The organism is Streptomyces sp. SM10 (genome assembly GCF_002910915.1).
GTDB lineage: Bacteria > Actinomycetota > Actinomycetes > Streptomycetales > Streptomycetaceae > Streptomyces.
Genome location: NZ_NEUF01000098.1, coordinates 1 through 1,993 on the forward strand (window position 1 = coordinate 1; position 1,993 = coordinate 1,993).

At 69.3% G+C, this 1,993-nt stretch carries 1 protein-coding gene; it reads right to left on the reverse strand.

The window, feature by feature from the left end; genetic code table 11:
- Window positions 1–1,934, reverse strand: a 1,934-nt coding sequence (locus B9S57_RS14520) for a polyketide synthase dehydratase domain-containing protein (protein WP_258036389.1), incomplete at its 3' end; no start/stop codon positions are given.
- Window positions 1,935–1,993: the final 59 nt, after the last annotated feature.

Below are 1,993 nucleotides of genomic sequence, written 5' to 3' on the forward strand. Positions count from 1 at the left end.
GCACCCGTCACCAGCACCGTGCCCACCGCGTCCAGCCCGGCCACCTCACCCGAACCGACCGCCGGACGCACCAGCCTCGCCACGAACGCCAGGCCTCCACGCACGGCCACCTGCGGCTCGCCCGAAGCCACCACAGCCGGCAGAACCGTCGACGAAGCCTCGGCCCCGTCGACATCCACCAGCACGAACCGACCCGGATGCTCCGACTGAGCCGACCGCACCAAACCCCACACCGCAGCCTGAACAGGATCCGGCACAACACCGGCCCCACACGCCACCGCACCCTGCGTCAACACCACAAGACGGGCATCAGCGAACCGCTCATCGCCCAGCCAGTCCTGGACAAACTCCAGCGCCCTGCCCGCAACCTCATGCGTACGAGACACCACATCCCCAGCACCGGAGCCGGCCTCCGCGAACGACACCGCCACCACACCCGGCACCGACTCACCGGCACCCACCGCGCCGATGAACGCGGTCAGGTCGGCGTACCGGAGGCCGGGTACTCCGATCGGGTCGCCCAACACGGCCCAGCGGGCTTCGACCCGCTCCTCCTCCGCGTCGTGGCTGATCCAGTCCACCTGGAACAGCGCATCGCGCGTGCCGACGTCGGCGGCAGCGGTGAACTGATCCGGCGAGATCGCCCGCAGAGCGAGCGACTCGACGGCGGCAACCGGGGCGCCTGCACTGTCAGCGAGGGCCAGGGAGAGGCCCGAACCAGTAGTCGTGATCCGTACCCGCAGGACAGTCGCCCCCACGGCGGATACCGAGACCCCGCTCCATGCGAACGGAAGCCGCGCTTCTCCGGCCGAGTCCTCGCCGGAGCCGGCCGCAAGACCCATCGTGTGCAGTGCCGAGTCGAGCAGTGCCGGGTGGACGCCGAACCCTGCGGCATCCGTCCCTTCCGGCAGGGCGACCTCGGCGAACACCTCGTCACCGCGCCGCCAGGCAGCCCGCAGGCCCTGGAACGTAGGACCGTAGCCGAAGCCGATGTCTGCCAGGTTCTCATACAGACCCGCGGCATCGAGGACGACAGCATCACGCGGCGGCCACTCCTCCAGCGGCTCACCTGCCGGTGCGCCGCCTGCGGACAGTGTGCCCGCCGCGTGCCGTGTCCACTGCGCGTCCGCATCCTCAGCCAGTCGCCCGTGAACGGCGATCGCCCGGCTACCGTCGTCCTCAGCAGCACCCAGGGTCAGCTGGACGTCCACCGCCCCGTGGTCGGGGAGGATCAAGGGCGATTCAAGCGTGAGGTCGCTCAGGAGGTCGCAGCCGACCTGCTCACCAACATGCAGGGCCAGGTCGACGAAGGCCGTGCCCGGCAGCAGCACCGAGCCCATGACCATGTGGTCACCGAGCCACGGATGCGCCTCGACCGACAGTCTGCCCGTGAACAGGTACTCATCGGCCTGAGCCACGACGACCTTGGCTCCCAGCAGAGGGTGCTCGCCGGCACTCTGGCCGAGGGCCCTCGCATCCGCAGCCCCGCTGAAGGATGAAGCAAGCCAGTAGTGCTCGTGCTGGAAGGCGTACGTTGGGAGGTCGATGCGCCGGGCGCCGGTGCCGGCGAAGTACGCCGCCCAGTCGACCACCGACCCGCGTACGTGGAGTTCGGCGAGCGCGGTGACGAGAGTCGTCGCTTCGTCGCGGTCCTTGCGCAGCACCGGGGCGAACGTCGAATCCTGGACACAGTCCTGCCCCATCGCGGACAGCACCCCGTCGGGGCCCAGCTCCAGGAACGTGGACACGCCCTGCTCCTGGAGGGTGCGCATCCCGTCGACGAAACGAACCGCCTCACGCACATGGCGCACCCAGTAGTCCGCCGAACCAACCTCGTCGTCTGCTACGACACGGCCGGTGACGTTGGAGACGATCGCGATCTCGGGCTGGTGGAAGGTCAGCGTCTCCGCGACCGCACGGAAGYCGTCGAGCATGGCCTCCATACGCGGCGAATGGAACGCATGACTCACCCGCAGCCGCTTGGACTTACGAC